Annotated in this window: 14 protein-coding genes; 13 read left to right on the top strand and 1 reads right to left on the bottom strand. The window is 42.1% G+C overall.

The window, feature by feature from the left end:
• The first annotated feature begins 100 nt into the window (after window positions 1–100).
• The 3 genes from RSX24_RS14975 (at window position 101) to RSX24_RS14965 (ending at window position 3,569) form a co-directional block, all read left to right on the top strand.
• Window positions 101–904, top strand: coding sequence for a response regulator transcription factor (locus tag RSX24_RS14975; protein WP_343261036.1), 804 nt, complete (start codon window positions 101–103; stop codon window positions 902–904).
• Between the two features lie 344 nt (window positions 905–1,248).
• Window positions 1,249–2,616 (top strand): nucleotide sugar dehydrogenase, encoded by a 1,368-nt coding sequence (locus tag RSX24_RS14970; RefSeq protein ID WP_343261035.1) that lies wholly within the window; start codon window positions 1,249–1,251, stop codon window positions 2,614–2,616.
• A 23-nt stretch (window positions 2,617–2,639) separates the two neighbouring features.
• Window positions 2,640–3,569 (top strand): hypothetical protein, encoded by a 930-nt coding sequence (locus RSX24_RS14965; protein ID WP_343261034.1) that lies wholly within the window; start codon window positions 2,640–2,642, stop codon window positions 3,567–3,569.
• A gap of 159 nt (window positions 3,570–3,728) precedes the next feature.
• Here the strand turns inward: RSX24_RS14965 and RSX24_RS14960 are convergent, their stop codons facing one another.
• Window positions 3,729–4,736, bottom strand: coding sequence for a hypothetical protein (locus RSX24_RS14960; protein ID WP_343261033.1), 1,008 nt, complete (start codon window positions 4,734–4,736; stop codon window positions 3,729–3,731).
• 567 nt (window positions 4,737–5,303) lie between these two features.
• Between RSX24_RS14960 and RSX24_RS14955 the strand changes: the two genes are divergently transcribed.
• The 10 genes from RSX24_RS14955 to RSX24_RS14910 all read left to right on the top strand — a co-directional run bounded on the left by RSX24_RS14955 (window position 5,304) and on the right by RSX24_RS14910 (window position 18,721).
• Window positions 5,304–6,020, top strand: a complete 717-nt coding sequence (locus RSX24_RS14955; RefSeq protein ID WP_343261032.1) for a helix-turn-helix transcriptional regulator — start codon at window positions 5,304–5,306, stop codon at window positions 6,018–6,020.
• Between the two features lie 11 nt (window positions 6,021–6,031).
• Window positions 6,032–7,045 (top strand): LLM class flavin-dependent oxidoreductase, encoded by a 1,014-nt coding sequence (locus tag RSX24_RS14950; protein ID WP_343261031.1) that lies wholly within the window; start codon window positions 6,032–6,034, stop codon window positions 7,043–7,045.
• Window positions 7,042–8,559, top strand: a complete 1,518-nt coding sequence (locus RSX24_RS14945; RefSeq protein ID WP_343261030.1) for a BtrH N-terminal domain-containing protein — start codon at window positions 7,042–7,044, stop codon at window positions 8,557–8,559. Before RSX24_RS14950 ends, RSX24_RS14945 begins: the two co-directional genes overlap by 4 nt.
• A gap of 20 nt (window positions 8,560–8,579) precedes the next feature.
• Window positions 8,580–10,217: a carbamoyltransferase family protein gene (locus RSX24_RS14940; protein ID WP_343261029.1), complete on the top strand. Its 1,638-nt coding sequence runs from the start codon at window positions 8,580–8,582 to the stop codon at window positions 10,215–10,217.
• A gap of 450 nt (window positions 10,218–10,667) precedes the next feature.
• A complete protein-coding gene (locus RSX24_RS14935; protein WP_343261028.1) occupies window positions 10,668–12,407 on the top strand; it encodes an ABC transporter ATP-binding protein in 1,740 nt (579 codons plus the stop codon).
• Window positions 12,394–14,142, top strand: coding sequence for an ABC transporter ATP-binding protein (locus RSX24_RS14930; protein WP_343261027.1), 1,749 nt, complete (start codon window positions 12,394–12,396; stop codon window positions 14,140–14,142). The genes RSX24_RS14935 and RSX24_RS14930 overlap by 14 nt, the downstream gene beginning before the upstream one ends.
• A gap of 17 nt (window positions 14,143–14,159) precedes the next feature.
• A complete protein-coding gene (locus RSX24_RS14925; RefSeq protein ID WP_343261026.1) occupies window positions 14,160–16,136 on the top strand; it encodes a PEP/pyruvate-binding domain-containing protein in 1,977 nt (658 codons plus the stop codon).
• A gap of 1 nt (window position 16,137) precedes the next feature.
• Window positions 16,138–17,289: a nucleotidyltransferase domain-containing protein gene (locus RSX24_RS14920; protein WP_343261025.1), complete on the top strand. Its 1,152-nt coding sequence runs from the start codon at window positions 16,138–16,140 to the stop codon at window positions 17,287–17,289.
• Between the two features lie 12 nt (window positions 17,290–17,301).
• Window positions 17,302–17,556 (top strand): acyl carrier protein, encoded by a 255-nt coding sequence (locus RSX24_RS14915; RefSeq protein WP_343261024.1) that lies wholly within the window; start codon window positions 17,302–17,304, stop codon window positions 17,554–17,556.
• A 19-nt stretch (window positions 17,557–17,575) separates the two neighbouring features.
• Window positions 17,576–18,721 (top strand): aminoacyl--tRNA ligase-related protein, encoded by a 1,146-nt coding sequence (locus RSX24_RS14910; RefSeq protein WP_343261023.1) that lies wholly within the window; start codon window positions 17,576–17,578, stop codon window positions 18,719–18,721.
• The last annotated feature ends 112 nt before the right edge of the window (window positions 18,722–18,833 follow it).

Below are 18,833 nucleotides of genomic sequence, written 5' to 3'. Positions count from 1 at the left end.
CCGTGATCCAAGCATGAGCCGGCTTCAGGCAAGCCGGCGTTAACGGAAGCAATACGGCAAGACCATGATAGATAATCCAAAGGAGAAGGGTGGAGAAAACATGTCGAATGCGGCGACATTGCAGCGTGAAGCTGCCGCGAACGTGTACCGAAGCATGGAGCAGGAAGTAAAGGGAATCGGGGCCGGAGCATGCGGCCTCATGTTCATTCATTGTGCAGGGCAATCCCCGCCGGAGCAGCAGGTTCAAACGTATCTGGAGCGAACGAACGAGTATGGCTTTCAGCTATGGCAGGATGGGACAACCCAAACGGTTGGCGTGCTGCTGCCAGGTCTGCTGTTGGATGAGGTCCACTATGAGGGTCTATGCATCAAACATCATTTGCTGGAAACCGTTCCGGGAGCACGGCCGCAGATCGTGGTAGCCAGCTTCAAGGACAAGGATCGGCCGTCCCAGGCGGTCATCCAGCAAATGGCGGAATTCGCCCGACGGGTCGATTCCGCCGACATCCAGATCTACACGCCGGATCAGATGGCAGAACGGGCGGAGCGTATCCTGATTGTCGATAATGATCCGACGATCCGCGAATTTTTGCAATTGCGGCTGAAGATGCAGGGGTACGAAACCTATGAAGCGGTGGATGGACTCGCAGCCCTCGAAATGATCGGAAAGGTGGAGCCTGACCTGGTATTGACCGAACTGAACTTGTACGGCATCGATGGCCTCCCGTTTATTCACCACATTCAGAAACTGGAGGTGGAACACCCGCCCAAAATCGTGGTGTTAACCGAGCAAAGAGTGGAGGAAACGATCAGCCAATGCTTCAGCAGCGGCGTGAATGACTATATGACCAAACCGTTCTCCCCGGTAGAACTGGATGCGAGAATCCGGCGGTGCCTGCACTGAGTAGGTTCAGATGATCGACAATCCATCATGAACAGTGCGTAACAGCCGGATACTAGTCTCTGCCGAGACGTACCACGAACCATTATATAAGGCGAAAATAGCGTATGCACATGAACGGAGAGACAGAACCAATCTGGAGAAGCGGAGCGTTCTGAAAGCTTTCTGAAGGAAAGCTGCATCGGAAGCATAGGCTTATCCCGGATTTTCCCCTTAGCCAAAGGGGATTCAACAAAATCCGGGGATAACGGCGATCAGAAGATGGTACTGTGCTCGAAGTGTCTTGGTGCGAAACATCTTCGGCTTATAAATACAAAAAACCAAAAATACAGCCTGGAGGGAATACCATGGAGAATCAACATGTTCACACTTTACTGAATGCGATTGAGAATAAAGAAGCGGTGCTCGGCGTTGTCGGGCTCGGTTACGTAGGTCTGCCGCTGGCCGTGGAAATGGTCAATCAGGGCTTCACGGTCATCGGCATCGACCTGGATGCATCGAAGGTGGATCGTATCTATCATGGCGATTCCTACATTCATGACATTTCGTCCGACGAGTTGAAAAAGGTGATGCAAACCGGCCGTTTCCAGCCGACGACGGATTACAGCCTGCTGCGCGTGATCGATGCGCTCAGCATCTGCGTGCCTACGCCGCTGAGCGAGAATCAGGACCCGGATACCTCCTACATCGAAACGGTTGTGGACCAGATCAAACGGCACATGAAGCCAGGCATGCTGATCACGCTCGAAAGCACGACCTACCCGGGAACGACCGAAGAGCTCATCCAGCAGGAGTTGGACAAGATCGGGCATGAAGCAGGCAAAGACTATTTCCTGTGCTTCTCGCCGGAGCGGGTGGACCCGTCCAACGGACGTTTCACGACGTTCAATACGCCGAAGGTCATCGGAGGCACGACAGAATCGTGCCTGAAGCTCGGAACGGCACTGTACAGCAAATACGTGCAAACCGTCGTTCCGGTATCCTCCCCGAAAGTGGCTGAAATGTCCAAACTGCTCGAAAATACGTTCCGCAGCGTTAACATCGCGTTTGTGAACGAAATGGCGATGATGTGCGACCGCATGGGCATCGATATTTGGGAAGTCATCGACGCGGCGGCGACGAAGCCGTTCGGATTCATGCCGTTCTACCCGGGCCCGGGCATTGGAGGCCACTGCATCCCGCTCGACCCGATGTACCTGTCCTGGAAAGCGAAGGGCTTCCGTTTCTACAGCAAATTCATTGAACTGGCTCAGTCCACCAATGACAACATGCCGTATTACGTGCTGAACAAAGCCTCCGTCATTCTGAACGAATACGCGAAGTCGGTGCGCAATTCGAACGTGCTGCTGCTCGGCATGGCGTACAAGCCTAACATTGCGGACTTGCGTGAATCCCCGGGACTTGAGGTATACGAGCTGTTCAAAGAGAGCGGAGCCAACGTCAGCTACTATGATCCATATGCCGCTTCCTTCCGCGACAAGCATGGAGAGACCGTGCCAAGCGTGCCGTTCAGCCTGGAGCAGTTCAAGAAATTTGACTGCATCGTGCTGATCACGAACCATAAAGACCTGCCGTATGGCGACATTGCCGACCTCGGCGTGCCGATTCTGGACACGCGCAATGCGTTCCGCAGCTACACGCAGCCGCATATTTACAAAATTGGCCATTCCGTTCAACATCCTGTGCTCGAACATAGCGAAGCGCTGCTCGTCTAAAGCCGATGACATTCAAGGGCAAGATGCCGGCCAAGGCAAAATGGGCTGTGCTGGCACTGACGTTCTGCCTGCTGCTCCTGCCCTGGCTCTTCCGGTGGTTCGCCACCGAGGAGCATAAGTCGACCTGGCTGTGGGATGCGTCGATCATTGCCGAGCAAACGCCGGAGATCATTGCGTTCACGAAAGAGCAGGGAATTGAAGTCATTTTCTTGCAGCTGCAGGATGAGGTCACGGAGGATGCATACCGCCATTTCGTTGCTGCCGCGCACAAGGCCGGGATGGAAGTGCATGCGTTGAACGGCCATGCGGATTGGGCTTATACGGAGAAGCGCGAAGAGGGTCTTGCGTTCGTGGACAAAGTAAAGGCCTATAATGAGGCATCAGCACCGGAAGAACGGTTCACGGGCATTCAATTCGACGTGGAGCCGTATCAGCTTCAGCGTTGGGAGCAAGAGCAGAGTGAGGTCATTGCGGAATGGCAGGACAATATGAGCGCTTGGACCGCCGAGGGCAAGGAAGCGGGATTGTACATGAGCGCGGCGATCCCGTTCTGGCTGGATGGGCGCGAAGCGGCAAATGGCGGCGGCACGCTCAGCCGCTGGATCATTAACCGCTTCGACGCCGTGGCCATCATGGCTTACCGGGACAGCGGACAGCAGATGTATGACCTTTCCCGCGAGGAGCTCGACGAAGCGGATGAACTCGGCAAAAAGGTGTGGATCGGCGCTGAACTCGGGGACACGCATGAAGGGGAGCATCTGACCTTCTACAACAAAACGCTGAGCAATATGGATGAAGAGATTGCGAACGTGTTCCGCCTTGGAAAGGAACATTCGTCTTTTGCAGGGGTGGCAATCCATCATTACCAAGCCTGGTATGCCAAGAAAAACGGCATTCCGCTGGCAAAAGGCAATGCAGCTAAAAATGCAAGCCAATTCGATCAAAATGAATAGCTATACTTCGAGAGAGTAAGGATCCAGAGTAAAGGATCCAACGTGAAGAAGATGATCTCCCTTGTATACGGAGATCATCTTCTTCTTTATATAACAATAACAAGCGCTCGTATGAAGTCTAGTCTTAAGAGATATTGAATTTTTGCAATCAAAGGAGTTTTAAAGGAATGAAATTATCTTTTTGTAAACTGCTTGCTCTTTCTCTATGAAGGAATCTAAACGGTTCAAGACATCATTTTTCAACTTGCTTTCTTTTGTTATATTGAAGCGCAGGACTAGATTTCTATGAATCTCAGTAAGCGTTATCAATTCTGAAAGAGATGCTAAATCAATTGCATTTTTTTCGATATATTGATTCGTAATTAGGAAATTGAATCTATGGAGCATAAATTTTTTATGATCAAGAAATAAATGAAAAGGTCGAATATCAATATGAGGATCTTCATTGGAAGCATAGTGGTCTATAACATTACGATAAACATCATGTCCGAACAGTAATTGCTCGCGGTCATAATGAGTAGTTCTATTAAGATCAAGTAAATTCATATGAGTAGAATTAAGATAATGTTCAAGTAAAGTTTTAATGCGTGACCGAATATCAGGATCCACTTTTTGTCTCTCTGAATCGCGGTATTGATATAATACAACGCCAAAGAGCCAATCAAACAACTCATCTTTAAAAGAAAGGATATAAGCGGTTCTTATTTCTTCAAAAGTACAGGTTACAAAGGCGTATTTGCCGTTAAGGAAGTTTCCTGCTAGATAAACAAGCTCTTGATCGGAATCATATCCGTAAATGAAAACATCGTGAATGAATTCAGGGATATCCATATTTTTGTAAACCGAAAGGTGTTTCTTGTTCACCATCATGAGTATGTAATAATTAGTGTCTATACAATCTATTATAAATTGAATGATATCTTCCCATTTTTTGTTGATTAGATCTTTACCTATCCGTTGTACAGCAAAGAATGGCGTATCATATTCATGCTGACATTCATAAAAGAAATTTTGAGGACTACCTTTGAAACTTTTTAATTGAATAAAATTGCTGCATAACCATGGCTCGGTTAATTCATAACTAAGAGCCATAGAAACAAAGCTAGCATCTATATTGTAGGTGGAAATTAGATCTTGTTTTTTCATAGGCAACTGTTTTTTCTTCATAATATCTCCCTCACATCAGTCAATTTAATTAGCTTTAAAATTCTAACAAAATTCATGAAGATGTATGAAATAGTGCAAATAGAGTATGGAAGAATGAAATACATAAATTTACAAAAATTTAATAAAATTAGTTCTATTTAATCAGAATGATCCATTTACTGTCAAGGTAAAATACTGTCATGCTTTTTAAAAGCGAGACTTTGATTTCAGAGGGCTGATAAAAGCAGCATAAAAAAATGATTTCTATAAGTATTAATTTATTTACAAGAAACGAAAAAGAGGTTCGACAAAATAAGCCTTACATCGACAGGCATGTTTTACTATGATGAAAAATGAGAATGTTAAAAGTGTAAAAAACTAAATTGGAGATTTACATAGGGTAGAATTATAAAACGTTTTAGAAAAACAAAACGACAATAAATTTCTGTGGAAGTATGTCTTGGTATGCGCTTTTTGAGTATATTAAAATATTTTACATATTTAATTCTACAGATTTACTTGGCTATTAAGTTTTGCGGTGTTATCATTGCTTTGTAATTTTGGAATTGGGGTGGGTCTGTGTCAAATATGACAATAATAAACATAAATATGCTATCTAAGGCAGGGTTTATTTTTATTAATCCGAAGAACACCTGCACAATGATTTTTCCAGAACAAGATATCGAGTTTCATATAGCCTCACAAATAAAAAAATTGCAAAAAGAAAAAGTTAAAATCGTCACACAAAACGAATTGATGTTTAGGCTTGTTAACAGTTCTATGGAAGCTGTAACCGTAAGGTGTTGTCAGTACACGTTGCCTAATGCCGCAAGGTTTAGAGAAAGCTTGGAATACATTGAAAGCGCTACAAAAAAATATTTTATAACTGGAAAACATGATCTGCTGGTGGAAACCTTAGAGACTTTCTTGAATAAAGAAACAAAAAAACGGCTTGAAAATGTAACTGAAAATACAAAAATTGATGCAAGATTGTTGCTGGTTAGTCGATTCATTAAGGAGCATTACAACCAGCCTATATCTTTATATGATCTTTCAAAATTGATCGACTGCAACCCAGTTTACCTTTGCAATACTTTTTCGAAGGTGTTTAATAAATCACCAATAAAGTATTTAAATGATATTCGTCTTCGGCAGGCTGAAAAAATGTTGTTGGAAACCGATCTTTCCATCAAAGAGGTAGCGACCAAAGTAGGGTATGTATCGTCATCGCACTTCTGTCAGATGTTTAAAAGTCAATTTCGCACTACACCAAAGCTTTATCGAATGGTAAATAAGTACAATTAGACGGAGGTCTTATGGAATTTTGTTGGGCGCTACCTGTATCAAACGTCAATGAATGTACAATGCAGGCTATTCAAGCCGAAGTCAGTGGATTCGACAGCATTTTAATAGCTAGTGCCAAGCAGGCGCCGGACCCATGGATTATGACCATGTTACTTGCTACATATACAAGTCGAGTTCGATTCCTTGTAGCTCAAAATACCAATTTGCTTCAACCGCACATAACTATGAAAGCCCTTAACTCCGTGTCGCAGATCTACGGAAACCGATGTGATATCAATATAGTCACAGGTGGTATTCAGCAAGAGGCACTTTCAACTGCAGATTTTGCTTCCCACGAAGATCGTTATCTTCGCACGAAGGAGTTTGTGAAATGTGTTCATTTGTTAAAGGGAGGAGCGGCAAGTTATAAAGGTTCCGTTTTCAACTACAACCAATTGACCATTGAACCTCCCTATACACGAGATGCCAGAGTATTCATTGCTGGAAGCTCGGACGAGGCTTTGAATATCGCGGCGGCACAGGGAGATGTATTGATTTGTTATGCGGATACGGTCGGGAATTTTAGAGAGAAAGCAAGCGTATTGAAACAAAAGGCTTTACTTATGGGAAGAAGCTTGAAATTAGGAATGTATGTGGATATTTTAGCAGCGGAAAATACGGCAGAAGCAGTTCAAATCGCAAATCGGAAATTCGAGATGTATACGGATGCACAGCAGAAAATGATTAAAATGTACCTCAATAGCGTGGATTCGGTAGGTATTCGCAAAAACAAGCAATATGCAGAATGCGATAAACTATGGGTGGAAGACCATCTTTGGGCAGGACTCTCGAAAGTGAGCCGCTCTGTAGGATTAACCGTGATAGGAAGCTACGAGGAAGTATGCAGGAAGCTGGAGCACTATCACTCGGCAGGTGTGGATTATTTTCTTTTTTCTGGATATTTGGATGCTGGAGTCTGTAAGGTTATCGGAGAGCATATTATTCCATATTTTAAAACTTCCATAAAGGATCGTGAACCACATTGAGTTTGGCAATTACTCCTTTCAAGCACGAGACGCTTAACTGTTTAGAGTCGCAAATCATCTCTATAGCGTTGTCATGGAATAAAAGATATGAGCTTATGTTTTTGGGGAAGTGGGGGTTTTCTTTCAGAAACAGGGAATACGATACAGCAAGCATAACTGGAGACCGTATCCTGACACAAATGGACGACACTTTTATACCTTTGGAGCATTATCACGGCATAAAAATTGAAGAGCATCAGGTGGGGAAGACCTCTGCAATGATGGATTTAATACGATTATACCTAGCAGAGAACATCCCCATAGTATTGTTCGTTGATTCGTATTGGTGCCCATGGGATCCAGGATATCAGACATACCATAATATGCATTTTGTGATTGTTGTTGGCATTGATGAGAAGAAGGAATGTTTTATTTGTGTCGACGGATTCTATGATAAACACCGCGAGCATTTGCCCTTAAAGGATTTGCATCAATATTGCAGTGTGTGTTATTCAATCAGGAATGTCGAAAAAAAACAAATTATTCCTTCGATAGAAGAGGTCGCAATATATACTTTGAACAAGCTCTCGGGTGAATACGGGATGAAGGAAGCGATCATTTCTTTTTCCGAAGATATCATTAAGCATTTCAATTATAAAGAAGAAATTGGGCGGTACAAAGATAAGTGGTGGGCGTCTCCTTTATTCAAACGTTTGATAAAAGTAAGTCAAGGACGGTTGTTGTTTGCCGAAGCTCTTAACTTTATGAATGATGTTAGATTGAGCCCCATTGTAACCGAGATGAAGCAGGCCAGCCGGAATTGGGAAAATTTAAGGGTTATGTTGCTGAAATCCAGCCATTTGGCTGATCCGATGGTCATGTTGCAAAGAGTCGCAAGTAAGCTTGAGGATATGGCTGAAGACGAAGCTCAAATTCTGCAGCAATTTTCAGACATGGTTCAAACAAGTGAAACTCGACATCAACCGGTCAAACGCTACCACCATGTTGAGATACGTGACTTAATGAATAATCGGGCTTTCGGTTCATTCGATACACCGGTTGATTTTTGCAATAACATCTTCTTTTTGGCACATGATTTGCCATCAACGGCGATATGGGGAGTATCTACTACTACTACTTTTTTAATGCAGAACTATGATGGTTACAGTCACGATAATATGATTGCGAGAGGTCAACGAGTAGAAATTGGATCAGATCAATATTTTGAGAAGATCGATCTTCTTATTTCTTTCAAGAAAAAAACCTCTTGTCAGGTTTTCATTGAAAATTCGTTGGGTGAGCTTCAAGAATGGCTTATGGAAGGGGACCACTGGATAACCAGCCAGGCTGATTCTAGCAAAGACATCGGATACTCGGGTCAATTGGCCCTATATGAAAAAGAAGAGGTTCGTTTGTTGCCGCAGTTAGGACGAATTTATGCGCTTAGGTTTCAGCTGAGCGAGGCATCTCAGGTTGCTGCGCTCACGTTTTCTTCCAATGAAGACGTACATATATTTTCAATCACCTTATCATAACCGAGAAAGAGGTAATATCTATGAAAGTGTTAGGGCTTGGTGGATCTAATCACGACTTTGCGGCTTGTTTGATCGTGGATGGTGTTGTTCAAGGAGCAATAGAAGAGGAACGTTTGACGAGAATAAAGCATTCTTTGGGATTAGGTCTAAAAGCGGTCAGATGTCGGTCGGCGGATTATCTGTTAAACCATGCTGGTTTATCTTTGGATGATATTGATTTTATCGTTGGGAATGATATTCTCGACCCCAAGTATTATGAACGCTTTAAAGATCGCATCATACTAATGAATCACCATTTGGCGCATGCTTCAAGTTCCTATTACGCCTCGGGGTTAGAGAAATCGGCGGTTCTGGTGGTTGATGGATATGGGAGCCCGGTAAGCCAAAATTCGGACATGAATGAAACCATTTCATTCTATCATGCAAGTGGCTCGTCTATTGAGCTGTTATCCCAAGTTTCTGGAAGGATTAATCGCGATAGAGAGTATCCTGTTTTCGAAAATTCGATTGGGGCGTTTTATTTGACGTTAACTCGGGGACTAGGTTTCGAGTTCCTGCAGGAAGGAAAAACGATGGGGTTAGCTGCTTATGGCAGTGACAGCCGTTTCATCAGAGAAATGAGTGAGTATTACAGATGTGGGGATGAAGGGGAGTACCACTTTTCGGAGGAGCAAGCTGCCGGCATGGCTGAGTATATTAAATTGCAGTTGAATGGGGCTGCGAACGATAAAGAGTTATTTATAATTAAGGCAAATTTGGCTTACGCAGGGCAGCATCATGTTGAAAAAACGATGGTTCAGCTAAGTAATTATTTATATAAAAGAACAAAATTGGACTATTTGTGCTTAGCTGGAGGTGTTGCGCTAAATAGCGTGGCTAACTATAAAATTTTATCACAAACGCCATTTAAACAAATATTTATTCAACCTGCGGCCGGGGATGCTGGAACAGCGGTAGGAAGTGCCATGTATGGTCACTATATTTTAGGAAAACAGCAATGGGCTCCGTTAAATGAAATATTCAGTCCATACTTGGGAAAAGAATATACTTCAACCGAAGTAGAGGCTGCACTTGACGCCTTTAAAGAGAAAATTAAAGTGAGTCGGCCGTCGGATTTGTATGCAAAGGTCGCAGACCTTATATCAAAAGGCAATATTATTGGTTTTTTTAATGGACGATCCGAAATTGGACCAAGAGCATTGGGCAACAGAAGTATACTCGCGGATGCCCGCCATCCCAAAATGAAAGATATTATTAACGAAAGAATCAAACATCGGGAGGCTTTTCGACCATTTGCTCCAATTGTTCTGGAAGAATATCAAACGGAATATGTAGATATGGACCATCCGTCTCATTATATGTTGTTTGTTCCGCCAATTCACGAAACGAAGCATTCCGTGATTCCAGCCGTTACACATCAAGACGGAACCGGGAGGATTCAAACGATCAACAAAAAACTGAATCCAAGGATTCATCAGCTTTTAAATTCCTTCTATGAGCTGACAGGTGTACCCGTACTATTAAATACATCGTTTAACGATAATAACGAACCCATTGTAGAAAGCCCAATGGATGCCGTCCAGTGTTTTTTAAGAATTGATTTAGATTATCTTGTACTCGGGGATTATTTGCTGGAAAAGCAAAGTGCTTCTTTATGAGAAAACAGAATCGTGTTTCAAGGGTAATCTTTCACTTAGCGGTCAAGACGCCTTTGATATCGCTTGCACTAGTTTTTTCGATATCGGTTTTTGTATTTTATTCCTTGTTCGTATATAAGGTGGACATTGAAAATACAGTGAATGCCAATCTAATCCCCAAGCCATCATCGATAGAGAATGAATACGTATTGGAGTTTTGGATTGACGGAGGACTAGACGCCCAAGCTACCTCGTATGTTAACTGGTACCGCTCGTCCCAAAAATATAAAGCAAAAATTATAACGGTGTCTAGAGAGGGAACTCGAACTCGCATCCAAGCACAAGCATTAACTGAAGACATTATCCATGAATTTAGTGACGAGGAAAATCTATCAAAACAGTCTCTTCAAGTTAGCTTGAAGATAGGCCAGGAACGAATTATCGACAAGTTGTCTAGAAAATAGGTGAGTGATGGATAAAAAGCGGAAAATAGGAATAGTCTTAAAGCTCATGAAGCCGTTCCGGTGGAGTTTTGTAAACTTATTTATTTGTGTTGTGGCGACCTCCATCATCGCAATGAGCTATCCCTATATATTTAGTTTGTTGATAGACGAGGTCTTCTATAAGAAAAGTATTGATTTTTTTATTCTTATTGTAATTAGCTATGGTGTTGTATTCATTGGAGAGCAGTCTCTCCATTTCGTGCTTAATGCCGTATGGTCATACCTGATGACACGTTTCGTCTATGAGATCAGGAGAAAAGTCATTAGAAAGTTTATTCGCGCACAGGCAGACAGGCTCTCCCAAATGGAAACTGGCGAAGCAATGGTCAATATAAACCAAGATACAGATGAATTTATGAATTTGATTCACTGGAATATTTTTTATTTAATCGCCAACTCCATCAAAGTGATTAGCGCTTTTTGTTTTATAGCTGTGTTGAATGTCAAAGTGGCTCTTGTAGTTGCTGTATTGGTGCCGGTTTCTTACTTTATCAATCAGAAAATAAATGAGAGAGCGTACAAAAAAACGTTTATTCATCGAGAATTGTATGGAAAGATTTCGAGTTGGGTGCTCGAGATGTTATCGGGTATGAGGGAAATAAGAATATTTGGGCAAGTTAGAAGAAACAACTCTGTTTTCATCGGTAAACATGTGGAGCTTACTAGGGCCAAAATTGCAAAAGATCGGATTGAATTCATATCAGAACGAATAAATGTATTGGTGGTACTTCTTGTTCAGCTTACCTTGTTTATTTTTTCAAGTATTCTGGTGGTTAACGGGTCCTTTTCAGTCGGAGGGGTTATCGCGACATTAATGTACTACACGATCATTAGCGATATGTTTCGTAATCTTGCTCAGGCGCATATGCGGTTACAGAAAAATTTTGTGTCGGTCAATCGTGTATTTGCGATTTTGGGACAAAGTGAGGAACGCAAAACAGGAGATGGTTGTTATTCTACCAGAACGAGCATTGATTTTCGGAATGTACGCTTTGCTTACAATGAAAAGCCTGTTTTTGATCAGCTTTCTTTCACTATAAGGTATGGAGAACATGTTGCTATAGTAGGTAAAAGCGGGACGGGGAAGAGTTCCTTGATCCAATTGCTGCAGGGTTTCTATGAACCGGATGAAGGTGTCGTCGAACTGGACGGAGTTCCTATCCAACAATATCCGCTGAAGGAGCTGCGGAGAATGGTTGGAGTAGTACATCAAAGGCCCGTAATGTTCAAAGGAACCATTCGCCATAACATTTGTATGGGAGAAAAACATTTCACGGATGACGCCATATGGGAGGCCTGCAGGCAAGCTGGCATTGCAAATGAAATAGAGCAGCTTCCTGACCAGTTAGATACGTTTTTAAACATCAACGGTGAAGGCCTGTCTGGAGGACAGAAGCAACGGATATCCATTGCCAGAGTGCTGATCAGGAATCCCGAAATTATTGTATTTGATGAGGCGACTTCTGCCTTGGACGGCATATCGGAGCAAGCTTTACGTCAAGTTATCCGGTCTTTGAGATCTCGAAAAACGATTATCACAATTGCACATAATTTCTCTATGATCGCAGAGGCAGAGAGAGTTATCGTACTGGATCAGGGATCTGTTGCGGGAATGGGGAAGATAGAAGAACTCATGCAAAATTGTTCAGTATTCCATGATTTGTATTCGGAACAGAAGGAGTGGTATGCAGCATATGAACGTACTTAAATCCGATCGAATCAAGTTCATGAGGCAGATCAACAAGTATATTGCTGGCAGCCGGAATCCCTATGTATTGCTGAGCTCGATCCGTTTCTTGTTGTTATTAATCGTCCTGGGAACGCCCTACTTATACAAGTTGTTAGTAGATGGTGTGCTCATTTCAGGCCAATTGGAACTGCTGTGGATCGTTATCACAGGCTACATCGTTTCCTATGTTTTTGAAACAGGGTTATTAACATACTCCGCCCAAAAAACAAATCGGTTATCTAACTTGCTGGCAATTATGATTCGAAAAAAAATGTGGAATAATTATTTGCGCGACTACAACGGGAAATTCCAATCTCTAGGAACAGGAGAATTGAAAAATCGCATCGACAATGATGTTGACTTGCTTGCGATGTATCCAGACAAACATATCATTCAATACTATTATCATGTTGTTCTGATCGTTTCATTTTCTGTTGTTATGCTGTGCATTAACTGGAAACTTGCTCTCATCGGTTTTGTATCGATTCCGCTGTCCTTCTGGATGACGAAATGGCTGGGAAAATCGGTATATCGCACATCTGAATCTTATCGTCATGTCTATGGGAGATACGAAGAATGGTTGAAGGAAGTGTTACAAGAATGGAAGGAAATTAAGTCCTTTGGATTAGAACAGAAACAAGAAATTCAATTCACTTCCTACTGGCATCGATTAAGTCAATTGTTCTTTAATAAACAGCTTTTTTGGAGTATGAATAGAACCTTTATTTCTATTAAGGACTTTTTTATTACCAAGTTGAATATTTACTTTGTCGGAGGCCTTCTTATTATCTATGGTGAGTTGAGCATTGGCAGTCTGGTATTGTTTATGAGTTATTACGATTTAACGTTCCGAAGTTTGGGAAATGTCAATGAGTTGGATATCCAACTTCAGGAACAAAGGCCAAGTATAGAGCGTGTGCTGGACAGCGTGGATATTGAGATGAAGCAACAGAAGAACTGGGTTGAACCGGTTCATTTCAACGGGGAGATATCTTTTAAAGAGGTTAGTTTTACTTATCCGGCAGCCAAGCATGCAGTGCTGAAAAATATCCAATTGAATATTCAGGCGGGAGAATGTGTGTCCATTGTAGGAAGGAGCGGTAGTGGGAAGTCAACGATCGCAAAGATACTATTGGGAATTGTTGAACCTGACCATGGCGCAGTGTGGTTAAATCGGTCAGTTGTCATACATGAAACTGTTGTTGAACAGATCAACCGAAACATCGGTATCGTTATGCAAGAAAGTATTCTGTTCAATCTTTCGGTCAAAGAAAATTTGCTGCTTGCCAATCCAAAAGCTTCAATGGATGAAATTCGTCAAGCATGTCGAATCGCGCAGATTGATACTTGGGTGGAAGGATTACCGGATCAGTATTCAACGATGCTCGGTGAGCGTGGAATCAATTTGTCGGGCGGTCAACGGCAGAGGTTGGCGATTGCGCGGGTAATTTTGCAGAAGCCCCGAATCGTAGTCTTTGACGAAGCAACATCTCAATTAGATCATGAATCCGAGTATAGTTTACTTCGGGACGTAAAACATCACTTGCAAGGGATAACCTTAATTATTGTTACCCATCGTCTTCAATCCGTGTTGTTTTCGGATCGCACGGTATTGCTAGATCAGGGATCAATCGTGATAAGCGGAAAACACGATGAGCTTTTGGAAAAAAATCATGTGTACCGAAACATGTTTTTGCAACAAAAAGCGATCTAGCTGAAGGGAAGGTTAAGATGAAAAATTCCTTTATCCATTTAGGTGAACATATTGAGGCAGGTGGCAAAGCAAACGCACTGGGGCAATTAATCCGGCATGATATAACGGTGCCGCGAGGAGTTATTATACCTTTCAGCATATTAACGAAGTTACTTCACTACAACGAAAAATACAATGAATTTATGGATGTCATTCAAGGGGAATGGGTTTTATATCGTGACTCTCTTCTCGAATCTTTGTTAGACAATCTTGTTATGGATAGTGATACGGAATCTTTATTAAATGATATTTCGAAATTTCTTAAGCCGCCTTTCATCATAAGAAGTTCGGCTGACAATGAGGATACGCAAACAAGTAGTATGGCGGGTGTCTATGAGAGCCATATCGTGTCAGGTGAAGCATCAACAATTTGGCAAGGAATGGTTGCTTGCTGGAACAGCGCCTTTTCGAGCAAAGTATATTCCGTAACCGGAACTTATCCCGAAAGTATCCATTTAATTATCCAAGAATTTGTGGAGTTTGATGTTTCAGGTGTTGCGTTCTCTTCTTTCAAAGAAACAATCGATGCGGATGAATGCATATGGATTGAAATGGTTGAGGGAGAATGTGGGAAACTAGTGGATGGAATTGCTGTTCCGCATGTCTGTAAAATGTCCCGATGGGAAGTGCCTAAGAAAGATAATAAACTCAGCAAGGAAATATTGACCGAACTGCAGATGCTTATATTCGAATTAGAGAGGATCATGGGGTGCCACGTCGATTTGGAATGGGGGGTCAAACAGGAACAACTCTACATTACCCAATGCAGACCTATAACTAGTAAGGCGGCAGTTAAAACATTAGAACATGGAACATGGATAGAAGAGGAATCGCTGCATTTCCTGCTCGCTCAGCCCAATCAAGGTTGCCTTGAACTATTGAATCAGCATCTAAACAAAAAGTATTGGACTAGGCTTGTTTTAAAGAGACACCATATTCGGATTGCGGTACTAGGTTTTTTATGTGTCGATACTGCGAGATTAACGATGAAGGATGTTGAAGTAATAGGGAGACATTGCAAGACCAAGCTGGTTGAGCTGAAAACGGATCATGGGCTTATTCGAACTTTTAATACCCCTGAAGATATATTGAAAGCATTAAGAAACCCCATGTTTTCGTGCAGTGAAGGAGTTTCAACCATATGCGTTTCGGAATTCCTGCATGCAGGAAAGTCCGGTTATTCCAAGCAGGTTGGCGATCGAATTTATATTGAGGCTATTAACGGTGGGTTCAATGCGCTTTGGAAGGATGGGGGCATACCGTCGCGTTATGAAGTAACGTTGGAGGGAACAGTTCTATCTTCAGAAATTCATAGTACAGCCTTCTATTATGCATACGATGCCGATAGAGGGGCATGGAAAAGATGCGAACTGAAGGATGAAACGGAGTGTATCTTACAACAAAGTGAGATTTTGCAGATCGTCCAATTAACGACGCTGCTTGAAAGCAAGTTGAGTAATGCAAGCGTGGAGTGGACCTCTTCCCCAGTGGAAGGAGGCGTTACATTTTTCGATCTTTCTCAGGAAAAGAATTCACAATTCTCTACCGCATTCAATATTTTATCGGATGGATCGTGCCAAGGTAAAGTCAAAAGACTTTCAGCCGACGCACTCGATAATTTATTTAGCACAATTCATGAAATTAATGTGATTCCGACCCAAGCTTATATTGAAAAGATAAATTCAAGCCATTTCCAGCAAGCTATTTTTAATAGCATCGGATCCGATAAACCTATCGTGGTGAGCGATTTTCCCAAAAGATCATTAGCACCGCTGATTCCCTATGTTAGCGGATTCATATTTGAAAAAGGCGCCGTTTTATGTCATTTGAGCATTTTGCTTCGTGAGGCGGGGATCCCTGCGATGATTAGCGGTGAGATGTATGAAACGTTGAAAGATGAAGAGGAAGTTTTGTTTACAGAGAAAGCGATTATTCGATTGGAGGAAAGCGTATAGTATGAATCACTTAAATTATGACCAGTTAAACAATGAAGAACGACTCATCTTGTTGACTTCCAAAATCGCACTTACCTCAGAAGAAGAGAAGCAGATCGGGACTATAATTGAAGAAGGTTTCGATGTGGGAAGGTATACGGCCATTGCAGTAAAACATAAAGTGCTGCAGCTTTCCAGTCGCCATGTTATACGATTGGACCATAAAGATAAAGTGAACATGCAGTACAAGCGGCTTTTCGAATATAACTATTTGGGCAACAAGGAAAAAAACAATCTGTTGTTTCTAGAACTTGCTAACCTTCTCAGACACTTTGCGAAAAAGGGGATCAAGGTGATTCCGGTCAAAGGCGTAATCCTTGCTCCCGAGTTGTATGGCGATTATGGTCTTCGAACATTGAATGACATCGATTTCATCATTCGACCGGAAGATCGAACCAAGGTCTCCAACGCCCTGCTTGAAGAAGGATATGATATTGGCGATTATGATTGGGCTTCTCAAGAGATCATTCCCGCTAAGAAAGAAGAAGCTTTAATGTGGAAAATGAACGCAGGTAATTTGCATCCTCATGTGAAAATGGTTGAAAACCCGTTCTTAAAATGCGTAAGGGTAGACTTCTCCTATGATGTGGATCTGCAAAAGGATTTTCAGGCAACGCAATCCTTAATGCAGAATGCCAAGGAAAGTACGTTATTGGAAATAAAGGTTGACAGATTAGATCAAATTGATTTTTTACTCCATATTTCCATTCATTTATATAAAGAGGCAAGCAATGTGAAATGGATTACGATGGGTGAAGAGCTTTCGCTTATTAAATTTTGCGATTTCAGAGAATATTTGCTGAGCATAAATGAACAGTTGGATTGGCAAATGGTGTATAAACGTGCACAACAGTTGAATGCCGTTAGTTCCATGTATTACAGTTTGTTTTTTTGCAATTTTTTGTATAGAGAAAACTATGGAAATGAATTTATGGCTAATGTACAAGAGATGAACATTACTGAAATTGATCAGTTCGGACAGGCGGATTACAACCGTAAAGTCCAATGGGAAAAACCGTTTATTGAAAGATTTTTCAGCGATTCGAACAGAGATCAATTGACTTCTGGAAGCAAGCTTGATAGCTATAAACAATCTTTATCCACTAAATCTTAAGGGAGCGATTACATGAGCGGAAATATACTAACCAGTCAAGAACTGATTACAGCAGTAAAATCTAAGGTTGCTAGTGAACTAGCTATAGAGGAGGCATTCAATGATGATGCCGATTTGACCAATTACGGACTTGATTCGATGAGTACGGTCCGGATGTTGGTTTCGCTTGAAGAAGAGTTTCAAGTTACGTTTGAGGATGAGGATTTATTATTGGAAAATTTCCGTACGGTATTAAAAATAGCCCAATTGCTTGAAAAAAGAAAATAACGTTAAAGGGGGAAGAAGAATGAAAAGAACCTATGTCACTAAGGGGAGATTGTCCACAAAACAAGCTGAGGCACTCCTCTCTAAGCTTATATACAGTATCGAAGAAGTGTCAAATTGTTATTTGGATACAGATCAAGGGGTTATATGTATTGAAACAAAAGCAGAGGCCAACTTGGAGGCCATAGATGAAACGGTCAATCGACTCATAGAACAGCAACAGGGGATCCGGCCATTTGCTGTCCAGACGTTGCATGAGCATGATGGATTTTCTTTAGATTCACATGTCATTGATGAAGAACAGCTCTCAGAGTTATTTAATGGAAACCTAAAAAAAGATGCTGCAGTCATATTGTACGAGGCAATTGACGAAAAGATTAGCCAGTATGCCAAATCGCTGCAGGCATCTCTGAGATCGTACCCCTCCATGATTGATAAAGATGTTTTGGAGACTTGTAATTATATTAAAAGTTTCCCCCAAAATCTTTATGCAGTTTCGGAATTTCCACATCGCAATGTCACGCTTGAAAAAGTGAGAGAGGATGACAATTACCAGCAACATCTTAGGGACTCTACTAAACTGCTTTCGCCGGCAGTATGTTTTCATTGCTATGCTGAGTATAAGAACCGTACATTGGAACAACCTGTGCTTTTGACAGCTGCAGGTAACTGTTTCAGGCATGAGGTTCCTTGGCGTTTAGGGCAGCATCGATTAAGCGAATTTAAAATGAGGGAAATCGTGTTTATCGGTTCACCCGATTTTGTTGAAGAAACACGCACAGCCATTATGAAAGATATATGGGAACTTTTTGTGGGACTAGGGATGTCAGGGAAGATTGAGACTGCACATGACCCATTCTATTTCCCTAAGGATGCAATCAAACAGCAATATCAACTAATGTCAAGTATGAAGTTTGAGTTGATAGCTGAAATGAAAAATCGCGGTTCTGCATTTTCTATCGCGTCCTTTAATAATGTGAAAGATACACTTTGCAAAGAATTTTTGATAACGAACGCAAAAAATGAGTTTCTTCACTCCGGTTGTGTGGCATTTGGAATCGATCGTTGGGTGTATGCAATTTTGGAAACTTATGGTACAGATATTGCGAATTGGCCTTCTTCACTGACATCACAGTTACCGGCTGATTATGCCATGTTAACTTTGTAACCCCTCAAGAGGCAAAACTCTAAGGAAGGATTTCTATGCCATTGCACTTTTTGTAGGGGGATGGGAGGAGGTGAGAAAGGGACTGAGGGCTATTTTACGGTCATATTCATGA

It is taken from the genome of Paenibacillus hubeiensis, from assembly GCF_032334105.1.
GTDB classification, from domain to species: Bacteria; Bacillota; Bacilli; order Paenibacillales; family Paenibacillaceae; genus Paenibacillus; species Paenibacillus hubeiensis.
The sequence above is the reverse complement of the archived record's forward strand: the minus strand, read 5'-3'. Positions and strand labels throughout refer to the sequence as shown.